General features: G+C 58.0%; 17 protein-coding genes and 1 tRNA gene. 15 read left to right on the forward strand and 3 right to left on the reverse strand.

Annotated elements, in window-relative coordinates:
• Positions 1–21 precede the first annotated feature (21 nt).
• Complete coding sequence (gene rimO / locus AC07OO_RS22835; RefSeq protein WP_495084458.1) at positions 22–1,410, forward strand: 30S ribosomal protein S12 methylthiotransferase RimO; 1,389 nt, start codon at positions 22–24, stop codon at positions 1,408–1,410.
• An 82-nt stretch (positions 1,411–1,492) separates the two neighbouring features.
• Here the strand turns inward: rimO and AC07OO_RS22840 are convergent.
• Positions 1,493–1,577, reverse strand: a tRNA-Leu gene (locus AC07OO_RS22840).
• Positions 1,578–1,599: 22 nt separating this feature from the next.
• On the opposite strand from AC07OO_RS22840, the gene rnr reads away from it, so the two are divergent.
• Entirely contained in the window at positions 1,600–3,897 is a 2,298-nt protein-coding gene (gene rnr, locus AC07OO_RS22845; RefSeq protein WP_495084724.1) for a ribonuclease R, read from the forward strand.
• Positions 3,898–3,939: 42 nt separating this feature from the next.
• On the opposite strand, the gene AC07OO_RS22850 is transcribed toward rnr, so the two are convergent.
• Positions 3,940–5,430 (reverse strand): NAD(P)H-hydrate dehydratase, encoded by a 1,491-nt coding sequence (locus AC07OO_RS22850; RefSeq protein ID WP_495084725.1) that lies wholly within the window; start codon positions 5,428–5,430, stop codon positions 3,940–3,942.
• Positions 5,381–6,268 carry an MBL fold metallo-hydrolase gene (locus AC07OO_RS22855; RefSeq protein ID WP_495084459.1) on the reverse strand — a complete coding sequence of 296 codons (888 nt, stop codon included), beginning with the start codon at positions 6,266–6,268 and terminating at the stop codon, positions 5,381–5,383. Before AC07OO_RS22855 ends, AC07OO_RS22850 begins: the two co-directional genes overlap by 50 nt.
• Before the next feature lie 304 nt (positions 6,269–6,572).
• Here AC07OO_RS22855 and rpsB point away from each other — a divergent pair, with 304 nt between their 5' ends.
• The 13 genes from rpsB to lpxA all read left to right on the forward strand — a co-directional run bounded on the left by rpsB (position 6,573) and on the right by lpxA (position 19,016).
• Positions 6,573–7,325: a 30S ribosomal protein S2 gene (gene rpsB, locus AC07OO_RS22860; protein ID WP_495084460.1), complete on the forward strand. Its 753-nt coding sequence runs from the start codon at positions 6,573–6,575 to the stop codon at positions 7,323–7,325.
• Between the two features lie 86 nt (positions 7,326–7,411).
• Entirely contained in the window at positions 7,412–8,335 is a 924-nt protein-coding gene (gene tsf / locus AC07OO_RS22865) for a translation elongation factor Ts (protein WP_495084461.1), read from the forward strand.
• Between the two features lie 50 nt (positions 8,336–8,385).
• Positions 8,386–9,108: a UMP kinase gene (gene pyrH / locus AC07OO_RS22870; protein ID WP_495084462.1), complete on the forward strand. Its 723-nt coding sequence runs from the start codon at positions 8,386–8,388 to the stop codon at positions 9,106–9,108.
• Positions 9,109–9,154: 46 nt separating this feature from the next.
• Positions 9,155–9,715, forward strand: coding sequence for a ribosome recycling factor (frr, locus tag AC07OO_RS22875; protein WP_495084463.1), 561 nt, complete (start codon positions 9,155–9,157; stop codon positions 9,713–9,715).
• Between the two features lie 35 nt (positions 9,716–9,750).
• On the forward strand, positions 9,751–10,476 hold the full coding sequence (gene uppS / locus AC07OO_RS22880; RefSeq protein ID WP_495084464.1) for a polyprenyl diphosphate synthase: 726 nt from the start codon (positions 9,751–9,753) through the stop codon (positions 10,474–10,476).
• Positions 10,477–10,487: 11 nt separating this feature from the next.
• Entirely contained in the window at positions 10,488–11,333 is an 846-nt protein-coding gene (locus AC07OO_RS22885; RefSeq protein ID WP_495084465.1) for a phosphatidate cytidylyltransferase, read from the forward strand.
• Positions 11,330–12,532 carry a 1-deoxy-D-xylulose-5-phosphate reductoisomerase gene (locus AC07OO_RS22890; protein WP_495084466.1) on the forward strand — a complete coding sequence of 401 codons (1,203 nt, stop codon included), beginning with the start codon at positions 11,330–11,332 and terminating at the stop codon, positions 12,530–12,532. Before AC07OO_RS22885 ends, AC07OO_RS22890 begins: the two co-directional genes overlap by 4 nt.
• A 20-nt stretch (positions 12,533–12,552) precedes the next feature.
• Positions 12,553–13,911: an RIP metalloprotease RseP gene (gene rseP / locus AC07OO_RS22895; RefSeq protein ID WP_495084467.1), complete on the forward strand. Its 1,359-nt coding sequence runs from the start codon at positions 12,553–12,555 to the stop codon at positions 13,909–13,911.
• 41 nt (positions 13,912–13,952) lie between these two features.
• Complete coding sequence (bamA, locus tag AC07OO_RS22900; protein WP_495084468.1) at positions 13,953–16,256, forward strand: outer membrane protein assembly factor BamA; 2,304 nt, start codon at positions 13,953–13,955, stop codon at positions 16,254–16,256.
• Positions 16,256–16,765, forward strand: a complete 510-nt coding sequence (locus tag AC07OO_RS22905; RefSeq protein ID WP_495084469.1) for an OmpH/Skp family outer membrane protein — start codon at positions 16,256–16,258, stop codon at positions 16,763–16,765. The genes bamA and AC07OO_RS22905 overlap by 1 nt, the downstream gene beginning before the upstream one ends.
• A 27-nt stretch (positions 16,766–16,792) precedes the next feature.
• Positions 16,793–17,767, forward strand: a complete 975-nt coding sequence (lpxD, locus tag AC07OO_RS22910) for a UDP-3-O-(3-hydroxymyristoyl)glucosamine N-acyltransferase (protein ID WP_495084470.1) — start codon at positions 16,793–16,795, stop codon at positions 17,765–17,767.
• The gene (gene fabZ / locus AC07OO_RS22915; protein WP_495084471.1) at positions 17,764–18,204 is read left to right on the forward strand and encodes a 3-hydroxyacyl-ACP dehydratase FabZ; all 441 of its coding nucleotides are present in this window, start codon (positions 17,764–17,766) and stop codon (positions 18,202–18,204) included. The genes lpxD and fabZ overlap by 4 nt, the downstream gene beginning before the upstream one ends.
• Before the next feature lie 23 nt (positions 18,205–18,227).
• Positions 18,228–19,016, forward strand: a complete 789-nt coding sequence (lpxA, locus tag AC07OO_RS22920; RefSeq protein ID WP_495084472.1) for an acyl-ACP--UDP-N-acetylglucosamine O-acyltransferase — start codon at positions 18,228–18,230, stop codon at positions 19,014–19,016.
• The last annotated feature ends 2 nt before the right edge of the window (positions 19,017–19,018 follow it).

The raw sequence follows: 19,018 nt of genomic DNA on the forward strand, positions 1-19,018 counted from the left end.
AGACCTGTCAAACTACACCCCATGACTGAAGTAATTGAAAAGAAAATCCCGCGTATAGGTATGGTATCGCTAGGATGTCCCAAGGCCTTGACGGACTCCGAACTGATACTGACTCAGCTCAGTGCCGAGGGCTACCAAACATCCAAGACCTTCCAGGGTGCCGATCTGGTGATCGTCAACACCTGCGGCTTCATCGACGACGCCGTCAAGGAAAGCCTGGACACCATTGGTGAGGCGCTGGCCGAGAATGGCCGCGTCATCGTCACCGGGTGCCTGGGCGCCAAGACGGCCGATAACGGCGACAACATGGTGCGTCAGATGCACCCCAAGGTGTTGGCGGTAACCGGACCCCATGCGACACAAGAGGTCATGGATGCGGTGCACCTCAACCTGCCCAAGCCCCATGACCCGTTTGTCGATCTGATCCCCAATGCCTTTGGCGTGGCAGGCGTGAAGTTGACACCGCGCCACTACGCCTACCTGAAGATCAGCGAAGGCTGCAACCACCGCTGCACCTTCTGCATCATCCCGTCCATGCGGGGTGATTTGGTGTCGCGCCCCATTGGCGATGTGCTGACCGAAGCCCGTGCTTTGTTCGAAGGTGGCGTCAAAGAATTGCTGGTGATCAGCCAGGACACTTCAGCTTATGGTGTAGATGTGAAGTACCGCACAGGTTTTTGGGATGGCAAGCCCGTGAAGACGCGGATGCTGGAGTTGGTGCAGACCTTGGGCGAAATTGCTGAGCCCTATGGGGCCTGGGTGCGCTTGCACTATGTGTATCCCTACCCTAGCGTGAACGACATCGTGCCGCTGATGGCGACTGGGCGCGTATTGCCCTATCTGGATGTGCCTTTGCAGCACAGCCACCCCGATGTGCTTCGCCGCATGAAGCGGCCCGCCAGTGGCGAGAAAAATCTGGAACGCCTGCAGGCCTGGCGTGAAGTCTGTCCCGAGATCGTGGTGCGCAGTACCTTCATCGCGGGCTTCCCAGGCGAGACCGAAGAGGAGTTCTCGCATCTGCTGGATTTCATCCGAGAGGCGCAGATTGATCGCGCGGGTTGCTTTGCCTACAGCCCCGTCAATGGAGCCACTGCCAATGAGCTGCCGGGCATGTTGCCGGCAGAGGTTCGTGAGGAACGACGCGCGCGCTTCATGGCAGTAGCTGAGGAAGTGTCGATCGCCAAATTGCAGAAGCGTGTGGGCTCGACCATGCAGATTCTTGTGGATTCAGCGCCGGGCATGGGTAAAAAGGGCGGTGTAGGCAGAAGTTATGCCGATGCTCCCGAAATCGATGGTGTGGTGCGTTTGTTGCCACCCGAAAAAATCAGTAAGACATTGAAGGTGGGAGAGTTCACGAAGGCACGCATCGTGGCTGCACAAGGGCACGATCTGGTTGCCATGCCGATATGACACAGGGCTGCGGCCCTTTGTCTCGCGGGCAAAAAAAAGCCGCTGACATTCAGCGGCTTTTCATTAACTACATTGCTATAGTTGGTGCCCAGAAGAGGACTCGAACCTCCACGCCTCTCAGCGCTAGTACCTGAAACTAGTGCGTCTACCAATTCCGCCATCTGGGCATTTCAGGAAAGAGAGAAGTATATCAAAAATTTCAGCCAAAACAGCGGACTTCTTGATGAAGTTGAAGGAATTGTTCAAGGCCATCGCGATGGCCATGGATTTGTGTCCCGTGATGACGGGGCTCCAGACATCTATTTACCCCCGAATGAAATGCGCGCCGTTTTGCACAAGGACCGCGTCAAGGTTCGCATCGTGCGCAGTGATCGCAAGGGTAGGCCTGAGGGGCGTGTCGTAGAAATTCTTGAGCGATCAACCCAGCCCATCATTGGTCGACTGTTGCAAGAGAGCGGTGTCTGGTTGGTCGCACCAGAAGACAAGCGCTATGGGCACGATGTGCTCATTCCAAAAGGGGCTACCAGTGTGGCCAAGCCGGGGCAGGTGGTGGTTGTCGAACTGGTGGAACCACCGGCCCTCTTTGGGCAGCCAGTGGGGCGTATCAAGGAGGTGCTGGGCGAAGTGGATGACCCGGGCATGGAGATTGAAATTGCGGTGCGCAAGTTCAGCGTGCCCCACGAATTTTCCGAGGCCTGCATTGCGCTGGCGCGCACCTTGCCAGACAAAGTGCGCCCGCATGACAAGGTCGATCGCATTGACCTGACCGATGTGCCGTTGGTGACCATCGACGGTGAAGATGCGCGCGACTTCGATGATGCTGTGTACTGCGAGCCTACTAGCAAAGGGCGTGGCAAATCTGCGACCAAGGGTTGGCGTCTGTTGGTGGCCATTGCGGATGTCAGTCACTATGTAGAGACAGGATCTGCCATTGACGTGGATGCCTATGACCGTGCAACCAGCGTCTATTTCCCGCGGCGCGTCATTCCCATGTTGCCGGAGAAGCTGTCCAATGGGTTGTGCTCGTTAAACCCTGAGGCGGAGCGCCTGTGCATGGTGTGCGACATGTTTGTCAGCGCCGAAGGCGAGGTCAGTGCCTACCAGTTCTACCCTGCTGTGATGTGGAGCCATGCACGCTTCACGTATACCGAGGTAGCTGCTATTTTGGGTAACACCCGTGGCCCAGAGGCCATGAAACGCAAGGAGCGAGTAGGGGATCTGCTCAATCTGCATGGCGTTTACCAGGCGTTGCTCAAGTCTCGGCAAAAGCGTGGAGCGGTTGATTTTGAAACGACGGAGACTCAGATCGTGTGCGATGAAAACGGGCGCATCGAGAAGATCGTGCCCCGTACGCGCAATGTGGCGCACCGTGTCATTGAAGAGGCGATGCTGGCCGCCAATGTGTGCAGCGCAGACTTTATTGCCCAAAGCAAACACCCCGGTTTGTTCCGCGTGCACGAAGGGCCCACGCCCGAGAAGCGGGAGATCCTGCAGAACTATCTGAAGGTCACCGGCATTGGCATGACGATCAGTGACGATCCTGCGCCTGGCGAGTTTCAGGCTATTGCGGAAGCGACCAAGGACAGGCCAGATGCGCAGCAGATCCACTCCATGCTGTTGCGCTCCATGCAGCAGGCCATTTACACGCCGACCAATAGCGGGCATTTTGGTCTGGCCTATGGCGCCTATACCCATTTCACGAGTCCTATCCGCCGCTACCCGGATTTGTTGGTCCATAGAGTCATCAAATCCATTTTGGCCAAGACGCGTTACCAACTGCCGGCTCTGCCCACGCCAGGAGAGGCGCATGCCAAGCTTGCGCGCCGGTTGGAAAAAGGCGTGGCGTCTCGGGGTGCTCAAGCCAGTCAGCCGCCCAAGAAGACCAATGCCGAGAGCATGGCTTGGATAGCCGCGGGCTTGCATTGCAGTGCCAATGAACGCCGGGCCGATGAAGCGAGCCGCGATGTAGAAGCCTGGCTCAAGTGCAAATACATGAAGGAGCACTTGGGCGAGGAATATGGTGGTGTAGTCACTGCCGCCACCACGTTTGGTGTATTCGTCACCTTGGACGCCATGTACGTCGAAGGTTTGGTGCATATCACCGAGTTGGGTGGCGAGTACTTCCGCTTTGATGAAGCCCGCCAGGAACTGCGCGGTGAGCGCACTGGAACGCGCTACGCTATCGGCACACGGGTGCGCATCCAAGTCAGCCGCGTAGACCTGGACGGCCGAAAAATCGACTTCCGCTTGATACAGGATGGCGATGCTCTGGTATCCCGCGCGTTGGCGGACAAAGGTGCGGGGCGAGAAGCTAAGGCAAAGACCCGTGCGACCAAGAGCGATCGGTCGGAAGTGGTGGGCCAAATGCGCACCGCAAGTTTTATGGACGAACCGCGTAAACGTGCTGTTGGCAAATCCTCCAAGACATCCAAGTCCACTGGCAAGGGGGCTGTCTCCAACAAGAAGGCTCCTCGTAAGCGCCGTTGATGGTCGTGAGCCACTTGGCGGTGACCCCCAACTGAGGTTGCGCTATAGGGAGAGGGCTAAGGTTTGGGCAGTCAGGGTGTTCCTGGACGTCCATGTATCCGCGATTTGCCCATGTCGGTAGACGGATGCGCAGGCGCTATAAAAGGCGTCTGCGCCAACTGCCAGTTTTGCGCCAATCAGTCCAGCCAAGACATCACCACTGCCAGCCGTGGCGAGCCGAGGATTTCCGGTGGGGTTGATGCTTGGCAAAACGCTTGGTGCGGCTATGACGGTGCCGGAGCCTTTCAGTACCAGGGTGCAGTTCAATTGGTCTGCCAAGGTCTGGGCGGCGACCAGCCGATTGGCCTGGACTTCTGCGCTGCTACATTTCAGCAAGCGGGCGGCCTCCAAGGGGTGTGGCGTGAGGACCGTGCTGTGCGGCGCTCTTGTACGCAGTAGATGTTGCAGGGTATCGTCTCTGGCGATGGCATTCAGCGCATCGGCGTCCAGAACTAATTGGGCTGCCTGGCCGATGAGTCTTGCCAGATGCGCGGTGATGGCATCGCCACCACCACATCCGGCGACGATGGTCATGTTTTCGCAGACCAGCGCTGTTGGTGTGCGGAACATCAATTCCGTTTGGCAAATGTCCAATTGCGCTGCGGCTGAATCCAACAGCCCGACATACACGCGGCCGGCACCTCCTTGCAAAGCCGCCCGTGCAGCCAATAGGGCGGCCCCATGCATGCCGCTGCATCCTCCGACCACGCCGACGTCGCCGTAGCTGCCTTTGTGGGTGTTGTGCGCCCGTGCCGGAGCGTGGGGTTCGGCATTCAGTTGGGCGCAAGCGCCACTGGAATCGGTTGCCCCAAGCCTGTTGAGCCATATCTCGCCGCAGGCTGCACGCCCGTCCGCCGTGAACAAACCCGGTTTCAGTGTCAACAGGCTCAGCGTATGGCTTGCTCTTACATGGAGTGTTGGGGCCGCTCCAGTGTCTGCATCCAAGCCGGACGGCATGTCGACGGCCAGCACCGGAACTTGGCCTCCATTCATGCGCTCAATCCACTGCGCACATTGCTTTGACCAGGGGCGGATTCTGCCGATACCAAACAAAGCATCGATACACAAATCGTAGTCTTGGGGAATATCGGTGGCGAAATGCAATCCTGCCTCCGCAGCATTCTGTCTTGCAATGGCGGCATCCTGGGGTGGCTGGTTGGCGCTATCTAAGCAAGTAAGAATGGGATTTTTTCCCCACAGCTTGAGGTGCAGGGCTGCCTCGATACCATCGCCTCCGTTGTTTCCGGGGCCACAGGCGATCCATATGGTTCTGGCATGGGGTGCAACTGCCATCGCCAACTGTGCAACCGCAAGTCCAGCCCGTCGCATCAATGCATGGGGTGGCAAGTCTTGCGCGCAGGCCGCCTCGATGGCGCGCGATTGGGCGCTGGTAAACAGCGGGGCTTTGTTGGTGGTTCCTGCGCCAAGAGCCCCCAGTATGCACTCAGAATTCGTAGGTCTCTCCCTCGCGCGCCAAGCGAATGTCCATTCCATCCGTGATTGCAACGTTGGTCTTGAGTGCGTCTTGGAAGGCCTCCTCCAGTGCGTCGTCACTGCGGGTAGGCTCGTGGTGTGTGCAAAACAGCACTTTGGCATTGGCCTGTTTGGCTGTGGCGATGCTGGAGCTGAAAGTGCCATGCCCCCAGCCCACTTTGGAAGGGTACTCCGCGTCGGTATAAGAGCAATCGGCAATGAATACGTCCACGCCCCGAATGGCATCCAAGATGGTTGCGTTCTTGTCATCCACAAACTGCTGGTATTCGTCGTAGCCCTCGTCCCCGGGCTGGTAAATGTTGTACGGTGGTTCGTGGTCACCGGTAAAAAAAACCGATTTGCCATTGCTTTCGATTCGGTAGCCAAAGTCAATGACCGGATGATTGAGCATGCAGGGCGTGATCGTTGCGGAGCCGATTTGGTGCGACTCACCGGGGGTCAGGGTGACATATTCAATACGGGCCTTCATTTCCGCCTCCCGAACGGGGAAGAAGCTGTACTGCAGTTGCACGGACATCACCTGCTCAATGCCTTTGCCGGACACGGGGTCAAAGCCACCATGTAGGCGCAATGTATTGCCGGGGATGAAGTTCGGTATGAAGAAGGGCAAACCCTGGATATGGTCCCAATGGGAATGGGTGATCAGTACATTCGCGGTGACAGGAAGTTCGGCTAATAGGGTCTGCGACAAGGGAAAAATCCCGGTCCCGGCATCCAAAACAATGAGTTCGTTGTTGTCGGTGCGGATTTCTATGCAGGTCGTGTTGCCACCATAACGCACCGTTTTGGGGCCTGGCGAGGCGATGGATCCACGGACACCCCAAAATCTGACCTTCATGGTGACTCCTTCCTGCGCAAAAAATCTGGCCCCAGTCTAACAAGCACACCAGTGGCCTGGTGGACGTTTTGAGCTTCGTTCAGACACATTGTTAACGGAGCTTTACAGAGATTGGAGTCGGACAAGGGTGGATGCAAACTTACCGGCATGTTATACTCGACTGGCTTTGCTGATGGTGTTAGTACCGTTGGCGGGCAAATCGCAGATCCCGCCCCATCAAGGTGTTGCCCGTTCGGATAGCTTCTCTGTTATTCGTTTGGGTGATCAGTGGGCTGGGTCTTAGACCTAACCTTTGGAGTAATTTATGTCCGTAACTATGCGCGAAATGCTGGAAGCCGGCGTCCACTTTGGACACCAAACCCGCTTCTGGAACCCCAAGATGGCCCCGTTTATCTTCGGCCATCGCAACAAGATTCACATTATCAACCTGGAAAAGTCGCTGCCGATGTTCCAGGAGGCCGCCAAATTTGTGCGCCAACTGTCGGCCAAGCGTGGCACCATTTTGATGGTCGGTACCAAGCGCCAAGCCCGCGAAATCGTGGCAGAAGAAGCACAGCGCGCTGGCGTCCCCTTTGTGGACCAGCGTTGGTTGGGCGGTATGTTGACCAATTTCAAGACGGTCAAGACCTCCATCAAGCGTTTGAAGGAAATGAAGGCTCAGCAAGAAACTGGCCTGGACAGCATGAGCAAGAAAGAGCAGCTGATGTTTGCTCGCGAACTGCAAAAGCTGGAAAAAGACATCGGCGGTATCCAGGATATGGCTTCCTTGCCGGACGCAATTTTCGTCATCGACGTTGGCTATCACAAGATTGCCATCGCTGAAGCGCGCAAGCTGGGCATTCCTCTGATCGGTGTCGTGGACTCCAACCATTCGCCTGAAGGTATCGACTACGTGATCCCCGGCAATGACGACTCTTCCAAGGCCGTGACTTTGTACGCCCGTGGTATCGCCGACGCCATTTTGGAAGGCCGTGCCAACGCCGTTGACGATGTGGTCAAGGCTGTTTCCGCTGAGAGCGGCGACGAATTCGTTGAAGTGAGCGACGCTTCGGCCTGAAGTCGTCCCGCCTGAAAAAGGGGGGCTTCGTTGCCCCTTTTTTTTAGCCCTTTATTAAACTATTGAATTGATTACGGAGAAACAAAATGGCTGCTATTACCGCAAGCATGGTTGCTGAACTGCGTGGAAAAACCGATGCCCCCATGATGGAGTGCAAGAGGGCATTGACCGAAGCTGAAGGCGATATGGTCAAGGCGGAAGAGCTGTTGCGTGTGAAGCTGGGCACCAAGGCCGGTAAGGCTGCATCCCGCATCACAGCCGAAGGCGTGGTCGTGAGTTGCATGGAAGGCAACGTAGGCGCTCTGCTCGAAGTCAACTGCGAAACCGACTTCGTGACCAAGAATGACAGCTTCCTCGGAATGGCCAACGCGGCTGCCGCCTTGATTGCCAAGCACAACCCCGCTGATGTTGCGGCACTGGGTGCACTGGCTTACGAGCAAGATGGCTTCGGCCCCACACTGGAAGATGTGCGCAAAGGCCTGATCGGCAAGATCGGTGAAAACATGTCTTTCCGCCGCTTCAAGCGCTTTGCTAGCGGTGCGCAACTGGCGTCCTACCTGCACGGTACCCGCATTGGCGTGATGGTCGAGTTTGAAGGTGATGCAGTTGCAGCCAAAGACGTGGCAATGCACATTGCCGCCATGAAGCCTGTGGCGCTGACCAGCAACGATGTGCCTGCCGAGTTGGTGGATCGCGAGCGCTCGGTTGCTGCGGCCAAAGCTGCTGAAGATGCGGCTGTTGCCACCGCCGCCGGCAAGCCCGTGCAGTCTGCCGAGATCGTTGCCAAGCGCATCGAAGGTGGCGTGCAGAAGTACCTGAAGGAAGTTTCTCTGTTCAACCAGACTTTTGTCAAGAATGACAAGCTGACTGTTGAGCAAATGCTCAAGGCCGCCTCCACCAATGTCAAGGCGTTTACCATGTACGTGGTGGGTGAGGGCATTGAGAAGAAGGTGGATGACTTCGCCGCTGAAGTGGCTGCGCAAGTCGCGGCTGCGAAGCAAGCAGCTTAATCGGCTGCTGACCGCCCCCATCTGTCCATTCGCGAATACCGGAGTCACCCATGAGCCAAGAAAAGCCTGCTTACAAACGCATACTGCTGAAGTTGTCGGGCGAGGCCTTGATGGGTGATGACCAGTTTGGCATTAACCGCGACACGATTGTGCGCATGGTTGATGAAATCGCGGATGTGACGCGATTGGGTGTCGAGGTCGCCGTCGTGATCGGCGGCGGTAATATTTTTCGTGGCATTGCTGGCGGCTCGGTCGGTATGGATCGGGCCACGGCTGACTACATGGGCATGCTGGCCACGGTGATGAATGCCTTGGCTTTGGGTGACACCATGAACAAGGCGGGCTTGGTGGCCCGCGTGATGTCGGCCATCGGGATTGAACAAGTTGTTGAGCCCTATGTGCGCCCCAAGGCCTTGCAATATCTGGAAGAGGGCAAAGTTGTCATCTTTGCCGCAGGCACTGGCAATCCTTTTTTTACCACTGATACCGCAGCAGCACTGCGAGGCGCGGAAATAGGCGCCCAGATCGTGCTCAAGGCAACCAAGGTCGATGGCGTGTACACGGCCGATCCCAAAAAGGACCCCACGGCTACCCGTTATTCCAAGCTAACCTTCAACGATGCTATGTCGCAGAACCTGGGGATCATGGATGCGGCAGCCTTTGCACTGTGCCGTGATCAGAAGCTCCCCATCAAGGTGTTCTCGATATTCAAGCATGGTGCCCTGGAGCGTGTCGTGATGGGTGAGGACGAGGGCACTTTGGTACATGTCTGATGGTTTTTTGAACTTTGCAGTGGGTTTGACGATCTGAGGATGAACTATGGCAATTGACGAAATCAAAAAAACGCTAGATGGCAAGATGGACCAGTCCATCGCTGCACTGAAGAACAACCTGACAAAAATTCGTACTGGCCGCGCGAATCCTGCGTTGCTGGATACTGTGCAGGTGGACTATTACGGTTCCATGCTGCCCATTAGCCAAGTTGCCAACCTCTCTTTGCTGGATGCCCGCACCATTGGTGTTCAACCTTGGGAAAAGGGCATGGGCGCCAAGATTGAGAAGGCCATTCGCGAAAGCGACCTGGGCCTGAACCCCTCCAGCATGGGCGACCTGATTCGCGTGCCCATGCCCATGATGACCGAAGAGCGCCGCCGTGAGCTGACCAAAGTTGTTCGTGGTGAAGGCGAGAACGCCAAAATCGCCGTGCGCAACCTGCGACGCGATGCCAATGAAGCTGTGAAGAAACTGGTCAAAGACAAGCTGGCATCCGAGGATGACCAAAAGCGATCCGAGGCAGAAATCCAGAAGCTGACGGACCGGCACATTGCCGAAGTAGACCGTCTGGTGACATCCAAAGAAAACGACATCATGGCGGTTTAAACCCCATGGTGATGTAAACGATTGCCCCCATCCGTATGGCTGAACAGCTTAGCGTGCCACGCCATATTGCCATCGTGATGGACGGGAATGGGCGATGGGCATCCAAGCGTTTCATGCCGCGCATCGCGGGTCACAAGCAGGGGGTGGACGCGCTTAAACGCATCGTCAGCGCCTGCCCGAGTCGCAAGATTGAGACGCTGACGGTTTTCGCTTTCTCTTCGGAAAACTGGAATCGCCCTGCAGAAGAAGTCTCCGGCCTGATGGACATTTTGGCTCTAGCCATATCTCGGGAGGTCCCCAAGCTGCAGCGCGACGGCGTACGTTTACGCTTTGTGGGGGCTCGTGAGGGGCTGTCGGCTCGTGTCAAAGCCGGCCTGGAGCAGGCCGAAGCGGCAACCGCTGGCAATTCGGTGCTGTCTCTCAATGTCTGCTTCAACTATGGTGGCCGCTGGGACATTGCATCGGCTGCAGCGCGCTTGGCTGCAGAAGGAACTCCGATCACCGAAGCGTCCCTGTCTGCTGCGTTGTCCATGGCGCACTGTGCGGACCCCGACCTTGTGATCCGAACCGGCAACGAGAAGCGTTTGAGCAATTTCTTGCTGTGGCAGGCCGCCTATTCTGAGCTGTACTTCAGCGATGCCTTATGGCCAGACTTTGACGAGGCTGCCCTGGATGCTGCCTTGTCGGCCTACGCGTCGCGCGAACGTCGTTTCGGCAAGACCTCGGAACAGATCTCCGGCAATTCAGCCACGACTGCCTGAAAGGACAAGCCATGCTGAAGCAAAGAGTCATCACTGCGCTGCTGATGCTGGCCATCTTGTTGCCCGCCGTTTTCTACCCCATGCCACAAGCTTTCGCTGCGGTCACGGTCGTGTTGATCGCCGCCGCCGCGTGGGAATGGGCTCGTATGAACCAGATAGGGTCCGCGGCCTCGTTGGTTGTGGGCGGCCTCTGTGCCGCAGCCTGTCTGGCATCCTGGTACGGCGGGCTCCTGTACACCCCTCTGAAAACATTGTGGATCGTGGCAGGCGGCGCTTGGGTCATTCTCGGAGCCTGGCTTTTGTACCGCGGTGTCGGTGTGTGGGCTGGCGTGCCGCGCCTTTTGCGTTTGGTGGGCGGCGTGCTTGCGCTGTGGATCGCGTGGATGGCCGTGGTGCAGGCGCGCATCATGGGCATCAATTTTTTGTTTTCGGTGCTGGTATTGGTATGGGCCGCTGATATCTTCGCCTACTTCGCCGGCAGGGCCTTGGGCGGCCGCTTCTTCACTCGCAAGCTGGCGCCTTCCATCAGCCCTGGCAAGACTTGGGAAGGTGCCTGCGGTGGCATGCTGGGCGTGATCGTGTTTGCCCTGGTCTGGCGCTATTGCGACACAACGCTGTCGTTGGGAGCTGGAAGCCTCTACACACGACTGGGTACGGTTGGTCTCGCATTCATGGTGCTGGCCCTCTTGTTCTTGGCCACGATGAGCATCGTGGGGGATTTGGTGGAGTCCTTGTTCAAGCGCAGCGCCGGCATCAAGGACAGCAGCGGCTTGTTGCCTGGCCACGGCGGCGTGCTGGACCGCGTAGATGCTCTGTTGCCGATACTGCCACTGGCGATGATGTTCGCAAGTTTATGAAGTCTGAAAAAAGCAGAGTCGTTGTCTTGGGGTCTACCGGCTCCATCGGCGCCAATACGCTGGATGTCATCGAACGGCACCCGGAGCGGTTCGAAGTGTTTGCCCTGACGGCCTCGACCAGTGTCGATGTGATGCTGGCGCAATGCGTGCGGCACAAGCCTGCCTTCGCAGTCATGGCCAGTGAAGCCCATGGCAAGCAACTGCAGGACCGTTGCGCCGCCGAGGGTTTGGCGACTACCAAGGTACTGTGGGGGAGTGATGCCATTACCATGGTCGCGTCGCACGAAACGGCCGATGCGGTGATGGCGGCCATTGTCGGGGCCGCCGGATTGGCTTCTTGCCTCGCTGCAGCGCGGGCTGGCAAGCGTCTTCTATTGGCGAACAAAGAGGCGCTGGTGGTCGGTGGCCAGCTTTTCATGGATACGGTCGCGGCAGGTGGCGCCACCTTGCTGCCAATCGACAGTGAGCACTCTGCTGTATTCCAATCTCTGCCGCCCGATCCGCGCGACTGGGCTGCCCGCATTGACAAGATCATCTTGACTGCCTCGGGCGGGCCGTTCCGCACCCGCGATCCGTTGACGCTGCGCAGTGTGACGCCCGAAGAAGCCTGCGCCCATCCCAATTGGGTCATGGGGCGCAAGATATCGGTGGACTCCGCCACGATGATGAACAAGGCGCTGGAAGTCATCGAGGCCAAGTTCCTGTTCGGTGTGGCGCCCGATCAGATTCAGGTTGTGATCCACCCGCAAAGTGTGATCCATTCCATGGTGCAGTATGTCGACAATTCGGTCGTTGCCCAATTGGGCACACCAGACATGCGCGGACCCATTGCCTATGGCCTGTCTTGGCCGGAGCGTGTCACGTCGGGCGCTGCTGCATTGGATTTTTCCAATATGGTCGGCCTGAGCTTTGAGACCTTCGAATCCGTTGACCACAAAAAGCGGTATCCGGGGCTGGACCTTGCATGGCAAGTGTTGAAGGGGCCGGCAGGCAGTACTGCGGTTTTGAACGCCGCAAACGAAGTAGCCGTGGCCGCCTTTCTGGATCGCAAAATCCGCTTTGACCAAATCCACCACGTCAACCTGCATACATTGGAGGCGGTGACTCCGACAGCTCCGGCCTCATTGGATGACTTGTTGGCACTGGATCTGCAATCTCGGCATGCTGCCGAGCGGGTGATCGCGCAATTGCCGGCCTGAGTCCGGCGAACCTTGCCACTATGTCCTTTCTCGCTTTCATCGTCGCCATCGTTGTTTTGGTGGCTGTGCATGAGTTCGGACACTTTTCCGTTGCACGTTTGTGCGGCGTCAAGGTCATTCGATTCTCCATAGGGTTTGGTCCCCGTCTTTGGGGGTGGACTTCGCCAACCACGGGCACGGAATTCATCGTGGGAGCCTTGCCCCTGGGCGGGTATGTTCGGATGCTGGACGAGCGCGAGGGTGAAGTGGCGCTACACGAACGCGCACAGGCTTTCAACACCCAGCCCCTGCGCAGCAAGGCCGCCATCATTCTGGCTGGTCCCCTCGCCAATCTGGTGCTTGCAGTAGTCCTTTACTCCAGCGTCAACTGGACAGGCGTAGAGATGGCGCAGGCCATTGTTGGCAGGCCGCCCCAGGATTCCGTGATGGCGGTCGCGGGCTTTGCAGGTGGTGAGCACATCCAACGTGCGGGTTTCGAAGGCGAGGCACTCGAAGACATCGCTTCATTCGAAGGCTTTCGTTGGTGGCTGGCCCGCGCGGCCATAGAGCACCGCAATTTGCAGTTGGAGTTCACCGCAACGCAGAAAAGCAGCCCCCGTGCCGTGCTGCTGCCCTTGGCTGGCGTGGACGCCAGCAGCGCAGATGCCAAGTTGTTCCAAGCCATCGGCGCCATAGCGCCTTTGTCCCAGGCGCGCATTGGCAATCTGGTCCCCAATGGCGCGGCAGCGCAGGCGGAGTTGCGGGTCGGTGATGCGGTGTTGCGTGTGGATGAAGCTACCATTGTCGATAGCCTTCAGCTGTATGAACTGATCCGTGCCTCAGCCGCCCATGGAGCGCCGCGCCAACAGTCTTGGTTGGTTGAACGCAACGGTGCTCGCCTCAATATCCTGGTGACGCCCAAGCTGGAGCAAGACAAGGGCAAGCCCATTGGTCGCATCGGCGCCGCGATTGCCGCACCACCTGCAACGGCCATGGTGCGCTACGGATTGCTGGAGGGAGTGCAGCAGGCACTGGCCCGCACGTGGGAAACATCGACCCTGACATTGCGGGTCATGGGGCAGATCGTGATTGGGCAAGCGTCGCTCAGCAATGTCAGTGGCCCCATCGCGATTGCCGACTATGCGGGCAAATCGGCTGCCATGGGCTTTACACAGTTTCTCGTCTTTTTGGCCCTATTGAGCGTCAGTTTGGGCGTTCTCAATCTGCTGCCGGTGCCCGTCCTCGATGGGGGGCACCTGATGTATTATCTTTGGGAGGCACTTTCCGGCAAGCCGGTGTCGCAACTGTGGACCGAGCGCTTGCAAAAGTTGGGGTTGGTGGTCTTGCTGATGATGATGTCCGTCGCCGTTGTTAACGATGTGACGCGTTTGTTTCGGTGACCAACCGAAGCCAAGCTCAAATTTCCGGAATACTTAAATTGGTGAACATGCAATTCAATCGTACTTTTCTACGCCGCGCGTCTGCGGTAGCCGTTTCGCTTCTTTTTCTGCAAAACGCATGGGCAGTAGAGCCCTTCACCGTGAAAGACATCCGCGTGGAAGGCCTGCAGCGGGCCGAAGCCGGGACGATTTTCGCGTCCCTGCCGGTGCGTGTGGGCGACACTTACAGCGATGACAAGGCCGCGGCCTCGATCAAGGCCTTGTTTGGCCTGGGGCTGTTCAAGGACGTGCGCATCGACGTCAATGACGGCGTGCTGGTGGTGATTGTCGAAGAGCGCCCCACCATTGCGGATATCGATTTTGTGGGTACGAAGGAGTTCGACAAGGACGTTTTGAAGAAGGCTCTGCTGCAGATCGGCTTGGGCGATGGCCGACCTTTTGACAAAGCGCTGGTCGACAAGGCCGAGCAAGAACTCAAGCGCCAATACATCAACCGAAGCATGTATGCGTCCGAGGTGATCACCACGGTTACGCCGGTAGACCGCAACCGCGTGAACTTGAGCTTCTCGGTGCAAGAGGGCGAGCCTGCCCGCATCAGCGACATTCGTATCGTGGGCAACAAGGCTTTTTCGGAATCCACACTACGCGGCCTGTTTGATCTGGACACCGGTGGCTGGCTGAGCTGGTACACCAAGTCTGACCGTTATGCCCGCAACAAGCTGACGGCGGACATGGAAGCCTTGCGCTCCTACTACCTGGCTCGCGGCTATCTGGAGTTCAAAATTGACTCCACCCAAGTTGCCATTTCTCCGAACAAGCAAGACATCGCCATCACCATCAATGTGACCGAAGGCGAGCAATTTGTCGTGTCCAAGGTCAATCTGCTGGGCAATTTCCTTGGCAAGGAATCCGAGTTCAAATCGCTGATTGGCATCCAGGTCGGCCAGCCCTATAACGCCGACCAAGTGACACAAACCACCAAGGCGTTCACCGACTACTTTGGCAATTTCGGTTACGCGTTTTCGCGGGTGGAACCCCGTACCGTCATCGACCGTGCGACCAACCGCGTGGAAATCACCTTGCAGGTCGACCCCTCGCGCCGCGTCTACGTGCGCCGCGTCAATGTGGCGGGCAATGACCGCACCCGTGACGAAGTCATCCGCCGCGAGTTCCGGCAATTGGAGGCCTCGTGGTACGACGGTGAAAAGATCAAGCAGTCCCGCAACCGCGTCGACCGTTTGGGCTATTTCAAAGAAGTCACGATGGATACGGCAGAAGTCCCCGGCTCCTTTGACCAAGTGGATTTGACCGTCACCGTGACGGAAAAACCCACCGGCAGTATCAGCCTGGGTGCAGGTATTTCCAGCGCCGATGGTCTGGGCGTGTCCTTTGGTTTCAAGCAGGACAATGCCTTTGGTTCCGGCAATTCGCTGGGTATCGAGGTGAACACCAGCAAGCAGAACCGCACGCTGGTTTTCAACACCACCAACCCCTACTTCACCGAGGATGGCGTGTCCCGCACCATCGACGTGTACCAACGCAATTCCAAGCCCTATGTGGACATCGATAGCTACGCCATCGAAACCACGGGCGGCAGCATTCGCTTTGGTGTGCCCTTCACTGAATACGACACCGTGTACTTCGGCCTGGGCATAGACCAGACCACTATCGTCACCGGCAATCTGTTGCCCGTTGTGTACCAGGACTTTGCCAATAAATTCGGCTTTACCAGCTATGCGGTGCCGCTCACCGTGGGTTGGGGGCGCGACACCCGCGACAGCGCCTTGGTGCCAACCGTGGGCAAGGTCATTCGGACCTCGGCCGAGTGGTCTATCGCGGGTGAGTTGAAATACATCCGTGGAACAGCGGGCTACCAGCAGTACATCCCGGTCACCAACAAGATCACGGCCGCGCTGAATGCGGAACTCTCAGTCGGCTCAGCCACCGGTGAAGGCACTTACCCGATTTTCAAGAACTTCTATTCGGGTGGTCTGGGGACCGTGCGCGGTTTCGAGCAGGGCAGTTTGACGACGGCTACGCAACGGGCCCTGGGTCTGACGGCAACCGGGGGTACCAAGAAAATCAACTTCAATGCCGAGTTGTTGTCCCCTCTGCCGGGTGGCGGCAAAGACAGAACCTTGCGCGTATACGCCTTTGCGGATGCCGGTGGCATCTATGGCCCGGACGAGAACATCCAACTCGGCGACATGCGCGCCTCGGTTGGCGTTGGCCTGAGTTGGATATCACCGGTAGGCCCACTGCGGCTCGCCTATGCCAATCCCGTCAAACAATTCGAAGGCGATAGAATCCAAAGACTGCAATTCCAGATCGGAAGCTCTTTCTAATGAATACTTTTAAACTGCGCTGGTTGCTTTCAGCGCTGCTGGCGGTCAGTGCCACCTGTGCTACCGCGCAAGACTTCAAGGTTGGCTACGTCAATACGCAGCGCATCACCACTGAGTCCACGCCTGCCAAGACGGCACAGTCCAAATTGGAGCAAGAGTTTTCCAAACGCCAAAAGGAATTGGTTGACCAGCAGGCTGCATTCAAGGCGTTTGGCGAGAAGTTTGAGCGCGACGCACCTACGCTGAGTGAAAGCCAGCGTGCGGCTCGGCAAAAAGAGGGCGCGGAGATGAGCCGTGACCTGCAGCGCCGCCAGCGCGAATTCCAGGAAGACTTGAATGGCCGCCGCAACGAGGAATTGCAACAGGTGCTTGACCGGGCGACCAAGGCAGTCAAACAAGTCGCAGATTCCGAGAAGTACGATGTCGTGGTTCAAGAAGTGGTTTATGTGAACACCAAACATGACATCACCGACAAGGTCCTCAAGATCCTCAACTCGGGTTCTAAATAAGACCCGGGCAACCGGGGCCGGGGTAGTATGAAGCTTGATCTGGCTTCCATCGTCGCCGCACTGGGCGGCGAATTGCATGGTGATGCGTCCGTCGAGATCACCGGCTTGGCTCCGCTGGAAACAGCGACGCCACAGCACTTAAGTTTTCTGAGCAATCCGCGTTACCAGCAGCAGTTGCTGGCTTCTCAGGCCGCCTGCGTGATTGTGGCGCCGGCCATGCAAGAGGCCGCGCGGTCGCGCGGCGCTTGCATCGTCACCGATAACCCCTACCTGTACTTCGCGAGGCTGACCCAGCTATGGAAGCGCGTGCGTGCTCCAGTTGCTGCCGCAGCAATCCACCCCAGTGCGGTCATCGACCCCGAGGCCCACGTCCACCCATCGGCTTCCATTGGCCCCTTGTGTGTCGTGGAGCGGGGTGCACGCATCGGTGCCGACACCGTGCTCAAGTCCCGCGTGACGGTAAGCGAGGATTGCGTGATCGGCGCACGCTGTATCCTGCACTCTGGCGTGGTCATCGGTGCGGACGGATTTGGCTTTGCCCCCAACGGCGACGCCTGGGAAAAGATTGAACAGCTGGGCGCCGTCGTCATCGGCAATGATGTGGAAATCGGTGCCAACACCTGCATAGACCGCGGTGCCTTGCAAGACACGGTGATTGAAGACGGCGTCAAGCTCGACAACCTGATCCAGATCGGCCACAACGTGCGCGTGGGGCGCAACACGGCCATGGCCGGCTGTGTGGGGGTGGCAGGCAGTGCCACCATTGGCGAGCATTGCACGGTGGGTGGTGGTGCCATCATCCTGGGCCATTTGACGCTGGCTGCCAACGTCAATATTTCCGCCGCAACCCTGGTCACCAAATCGATCCTGAAGCCAGGCCACTACACTGGCATCTTTCCGCTGGATGACAACGCAACCTGGGAGCGCAATGCCGCCGCCTTGAAGCAATTGCACAGCCTGCGCGATCGCATAAAAATTTTGGAAAAAGAGACAAAAAAATGATGGACATCCACCAAATTCTCAAAAAACTCCCGCACCGCTACCCGTTCCTGCTGGTTGATCGCGTGTTGGAGCTGGACAAGGGTAAAACCATCAAGGCTTTGAAAAACGTCACGATGAACGAGCCCTTCTTTGAGGGACACTTCCCGCACCGCCCAGTGATGCCTGGGGTGCTGATGCTCGAAGCCCTGGCCCAGGCCGCGGCCCTGCTGTCCTTTGACGCGCTGGACGTCGAACCCGATGCCAACATGATCTACTACTTCGCCGGCATTGACGGTGCCCGCTTCAAGCGCCCGGTGGAGCCTGGCGACCAGCTGATACTGGAAGCGGAATTGCTGCGCATGAAGGCCGGCATCTTCAAGTTCAAGACCCGTGCCACGGTGGACGGTGAGCTGGCAGTCGAGGCCGAGCTCACCTGCGCCGTGCGCAACATCGCCTGAACCCGCAAGCAAGGCAAGCTGCTGTGAGCTTCATCCACCACACCGCCATCGTCGACCCTGCGGCCCAACTGGACAGCAGCGTCACCGTAGGCCCCTACAGCATCATCGGGCCGCACGTGCGCATCGGTGCCGGCACCACGGTGGGGCCGCACTGCGTCATTGAGGGCCATACGACGATTGGCTGCGACAACCGCATCTTCCAGTTCAACTCGCTGGGTGCCATACCGCAAGACAAGAAATACGGTGGTGAGCCCTGTGAACTGCGCATTGGCGACCGCAACACCATCCGCGAGTTCTGCACTTTCAACATCGGCTCCCCCGGTGATGCCTTTGTGACCAGTATCGGCAACGACAACTGGATCATGGCCTACGTGCACATCGCACACGACTGCCAGCTGGGCAACCAGATCACCATGGCCAACAACACCACACTGGCGGGCCATGTGCATGTGGGCGACTGGGCCACGGTAGGCGGCCTGACCGGCGTGCTGCAGCGCATGCGCATTGGCGCCCATGCCATGGTCGGATTCGCCAGCCATGTGGGCAAGGATGTGCCGCCCTTCATGGTGGTGGATGGCAATCCGCTGGCCGTGCGCGCGGTGAACCTGGTCGGCCTGCGCCGCCGCGATTTCTCGGCCGAGCGCATTGCCGCCATCCGCGAAATGCACAAATTGATTTACCGCCAGGGCAAAACCCTGGACGAAGCGCGCACGGCTATCCAGGCCCTGGCGGCATCCACACCCGAGGCTGCCGCAGACGTGGCACTCATGGACGATTTCCTGGCCACGTCCGCCAGCGGCATCGCGCGTTGACC

The organism is Rhodoferax sp. GW821-FHT07G04 (genome assembly GCF_059418585.1).

Bases quoted from the DNA above. Each gene is read 5' to 3' on its own strand.
- rimO (WP_495084458.1), top strand. From the start codon at position 22: ATGACTGAAGTAATTGAAAAGAAAATCCCGCGTATAGGTATGGTATCG.
- AC07OO_RS22850 (WP_495084725.1), bottom strand. From the start codon at position 5,430: ATGGAATGGACATTCGCTTGGCGCGCGAGGGAGAGACCTACGAATTCT.
- AC07OO_RS22855 (WP_495084459.1), bottom strand. From the start codon at position 6,268: ATGAAGGTCAGATTTTGGGGTGTCCGTGGATCCATCGCCTCGCCAGGC.
- rpsB (WP_495084460.1), top strand. From the start codon at position 6,573: ATGTCCGTAACTATGCGCGAAATGCTGGAAGCCGGCGTCCACTTTGGA.
- tsf (WP_495084461.1), top strand. From the start codon at position 7,412: ATGGCTGCTATTACCGCAAGCATGGTTGCTGAACTGCGTGGAAAAACC.
- pyrH (WP_495084462.1), top strand. From the start codon at position 8,386: ATGAGCCAAGAAAAGCCTGCTTACAAACGCATACTGCTGAAGTTGTCG.
- frr (WP_495084463.1), top strand. From the start codon at position 9,155: ATGGCAATTGACGAAATCAAAAAAACGCTAGATGGCAAGATGGACCAG.
- uppS (WP_495084464.1), top strand. From the start codon at position 9,751: ATGGCTGAACAGCTTAGCGTGCCACGCCATATTGCCATCGTGATGGAC.
- AC07OO_RS22885 (WP_495084465.1), top strand. From the start codon at position 10,488: ATGCTGAAGCAAAGAGTCATCACTGCGCTGCTGATGCTGGCCATCTTG.
- AC07OO_RS22890 (WP_495084466.1), top strand. From the start codon at position 11,330: ATGAAGTCTGAAAAAAGCAGAGTCGTTGTCTTGGGGTCTACCGGCTCC.
- rseP (WP_495084467.1), top strand. From the start codon at position 12,553: ATGTCCTTTCTCGCTTTCATCGTCGCCATCGTTGTTTTGGTGGCTGTG.
- AC07OO_RS22905 (WP_495084469.1), top strand. From the start codon at position 16,256: ATGAATACTTTTAAACTGCGCTGGTTGCTTTCAGCGCTGCTGGCGGTC.
- lpxD (WP_495084470.1), top strand. From the start codon at position 16,793: ATGAAGCTTGATCTGGCTTCCATCGTCGCCGCACTGGGCGGCGAATTG.
- fabZ (WP_495084471.1), top strand. From the start codon at position 17,764: ATGATGGACATCCACCAAATTCTCAAAAAACTCCCGCACCGCTACCCG.